Origin of the sequence: Pseudomonas agronomica, from assembly GCF_025917275.1 — a bacterium.
In the GTDB taxonomy this organism is placed as follows: Bacteria; Pseudomonadota; Gammaproteobacteria; order Pseudomonadales; family Pseudomonadaceae; genus Aquipseudomonas; species Aquipseudomonas agronomica.
The window spans coordinates 1-7,847 of the sequence record NZ_JAOSHO010000229.1; the positions used below are offsets into that span (position 1 = coordinate 1).

Here is a 7,847-nt window from a genome sequence, read left to right on the forward strand (position 1 = left end):
CCTGAGCGTGCAACTGCTCCAACTGTGGCCAGATGGCCGCGAAATATTCGCGAAACACCAGGCCGAAACGCGACTCGACAGCAGGAATATCCAGCTCCAGATCGCAGGACAACTGTTCGATGACGGTCGCCCGGATCTGGTCCTGCGCTTCGCAGCGCCAGCCGCGACACACCGGAATCTGCCCGGCGTCGAGCTGCTGGCAGTACAGCGACAGGTCGTCGGTGTTCTGCACATAAAGCTGTTCGATCTGGGTGATGGCCGCCAAGCCGAGGCCGACGTGGTCGCAACAACCATGACGGGTAAATCCCTGGCAGTTGCGATGCAGTCGGCCGTGCTCCTGGGCCACGGCCAGGTCATCGTCAGCCCGGACAAACTGACCCAGGCCGATGTAGTGATAACCCGCCGCGACCAGGTGTTCGCAGCAAGCGCGACGCATCGCGTCTTTGTCGGCCTCGCTGCAAAAGGCCCCGGCGCCTCCGGCGTTCTTCGAACGATAGCGATAAGGCGCGCGGGCGTAGTCGAAAACGTGCAGGCGATCCGGCTCCAGCTCGATCAAGGTCGCCAGTTTCTGGGCGAAACTCTGGGGCGTCTGCCAGGCGTGGCCGTAGCCGAGATCAATGTTGATGGAGCGAAAACCAAAGGTCCGCGCCGCATCGATCAGCGAATGGATCGGCGCCGGGTTCTGGTAGCAATCGACCGACAGCTCGCTGTCGATGCCGATGTCGGGCACGCCGATGCTGACATGGGTGAACCCTTGGTCGCGGATCAGGCCCATGGTCGACCAGTCGGTATGGTGCAGGTCGACCTCGATGCTGTGGTCGCCGCTTTCGCAGAAATCGAAGCGTTTGTGCAGGTCGCTCATCAACCGTTGCAGATGGGTAATCACCGGGGTTCCGCCGGTCAGGCAAAACTGCTCGACCCGTCGCCCGCTGCCGAGGTGGCAGGCGACCAGGCCCAGTTCGTAGGTCAGGCGTTGCAGGTAGCCGTCGATTTCGCCGCACTGGCACACGCTGGCCAGGGGTGAGCAGGAGGCCAGCCGCAAGCGCGACGGCAGATGCACCGTCAGCGACAGCGGACGGCGTTTCTGCCGGCTGGCGCGCAAGCCCCTGAGCAAGTCGAGCGAGCCGATGCCGCCGTGGAACTTGCGTGTACCGACCGGACAATCGAAGTCCGCCACCGCAGGGGGTCGCCCGGAGGGACGGTCATTGGGGGAATGGAACAGGTCGAACATGACAATCTCCGAGTGGCTCGCACGGCAACAGTGTCGGGCTTATCCCGTGTGGGCGCCTTGACCTGTATCAAGCGTCCCGCAGCGACTACCAGCTCAGGTAGAACATGCCCTTGGCCAGCAGCACGATCGCGACCATGTGCAGGAACACGCTGGTGTGAATGAACTGGACGTAGCGCGCATTCATGCGCCCGCTTCGAAACAGCCACATGGCCCAGAGAAATTGCCCCAATACGCTGGCGGCGAGCAGGATCTTGAGCCCCAGCAACACACCGAACGACGATTGCAGCGGCGCCGCCAGCACCGGCCGATAGCGCAGCCAGACCATGGCGATGCCCGCGCCAAACAACACCAGCAACACCCACGGCATCAACTGCCGGGCACGCCGGCTGATGCCTTGCTCCAGCAGCACCATCACTTTGTTGGGCAACTGCTTGCGGATGTTTTCCAGGAACAACACCTCGAAAAACACCGTGCCGATGAAGATCAGCGCGGCGAACAGGTGCAGGGTCAGGAATAGCGGATAAGTCATGGCAGCCTTTTTTCGGCGGGGCGATTGGTTTATCCGAGGGTATCGCGCAGGCGTTGTGGTGGGGTTGATGCCAATCAAGGAAAAGCCAGACCACTGCAATCCCGTGAGAAACCACCACAGCTCTGTGAGAACCACCGCAACCCTGTGGGAGCGAGCTTGCTCGCGATAGCGGTGTATCGGGCACTTTGATGTAACTGATCCGACGCTATCGCGAGCAAGCTCGCTCCCACAGGGTTTCCATGTTTGCCCAGGAAAGCGTCAAGGAAATGTTACACATCTGAAATCCGGCATAACCGTTTATCAGTTTTTTGACACTTCCCCGATACGCGGTCACAACTTTTTCACTCCGCTGGGTCATAACTCCGTGGTCGCCGATGGAATATTGGCATCCAACGAGGTTTTTAGCCTGATACGGAGATAAGTCCATGATTTTCAACGTACAAAATTTTGGCGCCAAAGGAGATGGCGTTACTGACGACACGGCGGCCATTCAAAGTGCGATCGATGCGGCAGCGGCCGCGGGCGGGGGGCAGGTCTACATGCCCACCGGCACCTACATCGTTTCGGGGGGCGAGGAACCGTCCGATGGCTGCCTGATGCTCAAGAGCAACGTCTACCTGTACGGCGACGGCATGGGCGACACCACGGTCAAGGTGGCCGATGGCTCCGATACCAAGATCACCGGGGTTATCCGCTCAGCTTATGGCGAGGAAACCCACGATTTCGGTGTCAGCAACCTCACCATCGACGGCAACCGGGACCACACCACGGGCAAGATCGATGGCTGGTTCAACGGTTATATTCCCGGCGAAGAAGGCTACGACTCCAACGTCACCCTCGACAGCGTCGAGATCAAGGATTGCTCCGGGTACGGTTTCGACCCCCACGAGCAGACCGTCAACATGGTCATCAAGAACAGCGTCTCCCACGGCAACGGCCTGGATGGCTTCGTCGCCGACTTCCTCAGCGACAGCACCTTCGAAAACAACGTCGCCTACGACAACGACCGCCACGGTTTCAACGTCGTCACCAGCACCCACGATTTCACCATGACCAATAACGTTGCCTACGGCAACGGCGGCAACGGTATCGTGGTGCAGCGCGGCAGCGAAAACATTCCCTCGCCCAGCAACATCACCATCACCGGTGGCGAGGTGTACGGCAACGGCGCCGAAGGCGTGCTGGTCAAGCTGTCCAGCGAGGTCACCGTCACCGGCGTCGACATCCACGACAACACCAGCGCCGGCATCCGCATCTATGGCAGCAACCACGTCGACATCATCGACAACACGCTCAACAACAACGCCCTGGGCAGCGCGGTGCCGGAGATCATCATCCAGTCCTACGACGATACCCTCGGCGTGTCCGGCAAGTACTTCAACGGCAGCGACAACCTGATCCAGGGCAACGTGATCAGCGGCAGCAACCTCTCCACCTACGGCGTCGCCGAGCGCAACGAAGACGGCACCGATCGCAACGCCATCATCGCCAACACCATCAGCCACACCAGCAAGGGCGCCACGCTGCTCTACGGTGACGGCAGCTACGTCAGCGCCACGGTGCCGATGACCACTGTCCAAGGCACCGCGGGCAACGACATACTCACCGGCACCAGCGCCAGCGAAATCTTCTACGGCGCGGCCGGCAACGACACCATTAACGGCGCAGCCGGGGCCGATGTCCTGGTGGGCGGCGCGGGGGTCGACAAACTGACCGGCGGAACCGGTGCCGATACGTTCCGCTTCGCCAGCCAATCCGACAGTTATCGCAACGCCACGACCAGTTTCGACGACACCATCACCGACTTCGACGTGACCCAGGACAAGATCGACCTCGCCGGCCTCGGCTTCACCGGCCTGGGCAATGGCCGTGGCGGCACCCTGCAAATAAGCTACAGCGCCAGCAACGACCGCACCTACATCAAGGACTTCGACGCCGATGCCAGCGGCAATCGCTTCGAGCTGATTCTGTCGGGCAACCTGGCAAGTACCCTGACGGCCAGCAACTTCATCTTCAACCGGGTCATCACCGGCACCGCCGGCAGCGATTCGTTGCTGGGCAGCGACGCGGCCGACACCCTGCTCGGCCTGGCGGGCAATGACAGCCTCAGCGGTGGCGCGGGCGACGACAAGCTCGACGGCGGCGCCGGCATGGACACCCTCACGGGCGGCGCCGGGGCGGACACCTTCGTGTTCTCCAACCGCCTGGACAGCTATCGCAACTACAACACCGGCGGCGCCAACCTCGGTGACCTGATCACCGACTTCGACATCGCCGCCGACAAGATCGACCTGTCCGCCATGGGCTTCACCGGCCTGGGCGATGGCAAGAACAATACCGTCTACCTGGTCCTCAACAGCGCAGGCACCAAGACCTACATCAAGTCGCTGGAAGCAGATGCCAATGGCAACCGCTTCGAGGTGGCGCTGGACGGCAACTACCTCGACAAACTGACCAACGCCAACTTCGTCTTCGCCACGTCTTCACCGGTCAACCAGGCCCCCGTGGTGGCGACGCCGCTGCTGGACCAGAACGCCACCGAGAAGACCCCCTTCAGCTACGTGGTGCCGGCCACCGCCTTCACCGACCCGGATAACGACAGCCTCAGCTACACCGCCAAGCTGGCCGATGGCAGCGCCCTGCCCAGCTGGCTGACGTTCAACGCCGCCACGCGCACATTCAGCGGCACCCCGCCGGACACCGCGTCGGGCACCTACTCGATCCAGGTCACCGCGACCGATGGCAGCAACGCCACCGTCAGCGACAGCTTTACCCTGGCCGTGCAGGACGTACCCACCTCCGTGGTGATCAACGGCACGCCGAACAACGACACACTGACTGGCACTGTCGCCAACGAGCAGATTTTCGGCGGCGCCGGCAACGACACCATCAATGGCGCCGCCGGCAACGACATCCTGGTGGGCGGCACCGGGGTCGACAAACTCACCGGCGGCGCGGGCGCCGACGTGTTCCGCTACACCTCCAAGCTCGACAGCTACCGCACCGGTTCCACCAGTGCCAGTGACCAGATCCTTGATTTCGACGTGGCCGCCGACAAGATCGACGTCGCGGCACTGGGCTATACCGGCCTGGGCAACGGGCTCAACGGCACCCTGCAGGTCACGTACAGTTCGTCCACCAACCGCACCTACCTCAAGGACCTCACGGTCGATGCCAACGGCAACCGTTTCGAAATCTCCATGGCAGGCAATTACGTCAGCAGCCTGACGGCCAATCACTTCGTTTTCGCCGACCAGAACACCCCGACCAACGTGGCGCCGGTGGTGGTCATCCCGCTGCTGGACCAGAACGCCAGTGAAAGCACGCCGTTCAAATACACCGTGGCGAGCAACAGCTTCAGCGACGCCAACCAGGATGTACTGACCTACACCGCGACCCTCGCCAACGGCAGCGCCCTGCCCTCGTGGCTGACATTCAACGCCACCAACCTGACCTTCAGCGGCACCCCGACCAACACCGCCGCCGGCAACTACGACGTGCTGGTCAAGGCCACCGACCCTTCGGGCGCGTCGGTCAGCGACTCCTTTGCCCTGACCGTGGCCGACTCCCCCGCCAACACCATCACCGGCACCGCCAATGCCGAAACCCTCAACGGCACGGCGGGCGCCGACCTGATCCTCGGCCTGGGCGGCAGCGACACCATCAAGGCCGGCACGGGCGCGGACATCATCGACGGCGGCGCCGGGCGCGACTCGTTGTATGGCGGCGACGGCGCCGACACGTTCCGCTACAGCAACCTGTCCGACAGCTACCGCGACTACGACACCGGAGGCGTCACGGCCACGGACACGATCTATGACTTCACCGTCGGCGTGGACAAGATCGACGTGTCCGCGCTGGGCTTCACCGGCCTCGGCAACGGCGAAAACGGCACGCTCTACATGACCTTGAACGCCGCCGGAGACAAGACCTACGTCAAATCGAGCGAGGCCGACGCCGATGGCAACCGTTTCGAGATCGCGCTGAACGGCAACTACCTCAACACCCTCACCGCCAGCGATTTCGTCTTCGGCGAACGCGCCCAGCAGGACATTCTCTACTTGCCCACGCTCGGCCAATCCAACGCACGCCTGCTGCGCATGACCGAAGACGACGATCAATCCGGCACCTCGATGCTGGTCAACGACCTGGACAAGTACACCACCTATGACGTGCGCAGCCAGTTCACCGATGCCGATGGCAACGGTATCGACATCGCGGTGGGTGGCAGCACGGTCAACGGTTTGTCGACGCTGGGCGCAGAGGAGCTGAAATTATGCTGGTGGCTGACCGACACCAACCAACCCGGGCCGGCGTTATTGCGGGCCGTGACGTTGCTGCGCGACCAGCTCACCGAACTGAAGGCCATCGACAACGTGACCATGGGCATCATCTGGGGCCAGGGCGAGGAAGCCGCCCAGGAAATCGCCCGGGCCACCGACAAGGCAGCCGCCGCGGCGGCCTATAAGGCGGCGACGCTGAAGGTCTTCGATTACTTGCACGCCCAGTTCGGCAACTTCACCGTGTACATGATGGAGACCGGTCACTACGAGCAGGACGCGGCGCGGGCCCGCGGGTATCCGGAAGACAAGATCGCCGCCATCGTCGACGGCGTCGGCTATGTTCGCACCGCCCAGGAAGCCATCGCCGCCGAGCGCGCCGACGTGAAGTTGGCCGTGGACTACACCGACCTGCCCTTGCGCTACGAAGTCGACCCACTGGTGTATCCCGATGACGTCTGGCACTTGCACGAGGAGTCGGCGGAGATCGTTGGCCAACGCCTGGCGGACTACATTGCCGATGACCTCGGTTTCCACGGCAATCCCAACGACAACAACAGCGTGCAGGACATCTTCGACGGCACGCAGAACGAGGGCGGGAAGATTTTCGGTACCGACCAGGACGATACGCTGGTGGGCAGTTCCGGCAACGACACGCTGGACGGCGACCTGGGCGCCGACACCCTGACCGGTGGCGATGGCAACGACATCTACATCGTCGACAACGCGTTCGACAGCGTGGTGGAAACCAACACCTCGACCTCGCAGATCGATACCGTGCAGGCCTCGGTGAGCTGGACCCTGGGCGCCAACCTGGAAAACCTGGTGCTGACCGGCGTATCGGACATCGACGGCACCGGTAACGAGCGGCGCAACTTCATCACCGGCAACGTCGCCAACAACGTACTCGATGGCGCTGCAGGGGCCGACAGCATGAGCGGCGGCGATGGCAACGACACGTACTACGTCGACAACGCCAGCGACACGGTGATCGAGACCAGCAGCAATCCGGTGTCAGGCGGCATCGACAGCGTGCACAGCAGCCTGGCGACCTACACGTTGGGCAGCAACGTCGAGAATCTGTATATCGACAGCGCTGGCGACGCCAACGGGATCGGTAACGCGTTGAACAACACGCTGTTTGCCGGTGCCGGCAACAACATCCTCGACGGACGCGATGGCAACGACACGGTGTCGTTCGAGCGGGCCCTGGCCGGGGTGACCGTGAATCTGTCGACGTCTGCGCAGCAGAACACCGTGGGTTCGGGGCTGGACACTTTGAAGTTCATCGAGAACCTGACGGGCAGCGCCTACGCTGACACCCTCTCGGGCAACAGCGCCGGGAACATCCTCAACGGAGGCGCGGGCAACGACACCTTGGTGGGCGGCTCGGGCGATGACCGGTTGATCGGCGGTGCGGGCACCGACAATCTCACGGGTGGCACGGGCGCGGACACCTATGCGTTTGGCGCGCTGTCGGACATGGGCATCGGTGCGGCGCGGGACGTGATCAACGGGTTCAAGACCACGGAGCTGGATAAACTCGATCTCACCGGCCTGGACGCCAATCCGCTGACCGCCGCCCACGATGCGTTCACCTTCATCGGCAGCAACGCCTTCGACACCACCAACGCCACCGGCCAGTTGCGGTTTGTCGACGGCATCCTCTACGGCAGTACCAACGCCGACGCCACCGCCGAGTTCGAACTCGCCCTGGTGGGCGTCAAGGAGCTGCATGCCAGTGACTTTACTGCCTGATTGAGCTTTTGGGACTGCACCGACCCGTAGGAGCTGCCGAGCGAAGCGA

At 62.8% G+C, this 7,847-nt stretch carries 3 protein-coding genes; 1 reads left to right on the forward strand and 2 read right to left on the reverse strand.

Features of this window, described 5'->3' with window-relative positions; all coding sequences use genetic code 11:
• On the reverse strand, positions 1 to 1,231 hold a 1,231-nt coding region (locus tag OC610_RS16530; RefSeq protein ID WP_264429098.1), incomplete at its 3' end, for an oxygen-independent coproporphyrinogen III oxidase.
• Positions 1,232 to 1,316: 85 nt separating this feature from the next.
• Positions 1,317 to 1,760, reverse strand: coding sequence for a CopD family copper resistance protein (locus OC610_RS16535; RefSeq protein WP_264429100.1), 444 nt, complete (start codon positions 1,758 to 1,760; stop codon positions 1,317 to 1,319).
• 425 nt (positions 1,761 to 2,185) lie between these two features.
• On the opposite strand from OC610_RS16535, the gene OC610_RS16540 reads away from it, so the two are divergent.
• Positions 2,186 to 7,798: a putative Ig domain-containing protein gene (locus tag OC610_RS16540; protein ID WP_264429102.1), complete on the forward strand. Its 5,613-nt coding sequence runs from the start codon at positions 2,186 to 2,188 to the stop codon at positions 7,796 to 7,798.
• Positions 7,799 to 7,847: the final 49 nt, after the last annotated feature.

What these genes read in the sequence shown, in the direction of transcription:
- OC610_RS16535 (WP_264429100.1), bottom strand. Translation starts at nt 1,760, where the DNA reads ATGACTTATCCGCTATTCCTGACCCTGCACCTGTTCGCCGCGCTGATC.
- OC610_RS16540 (WP_264429102.1), top strand. Translation starts at nt 2,186, where the DNA reads ATGATTTTCAACGTACAAAATTTTGGCGCCAAAGGAGATGGCGTTACT.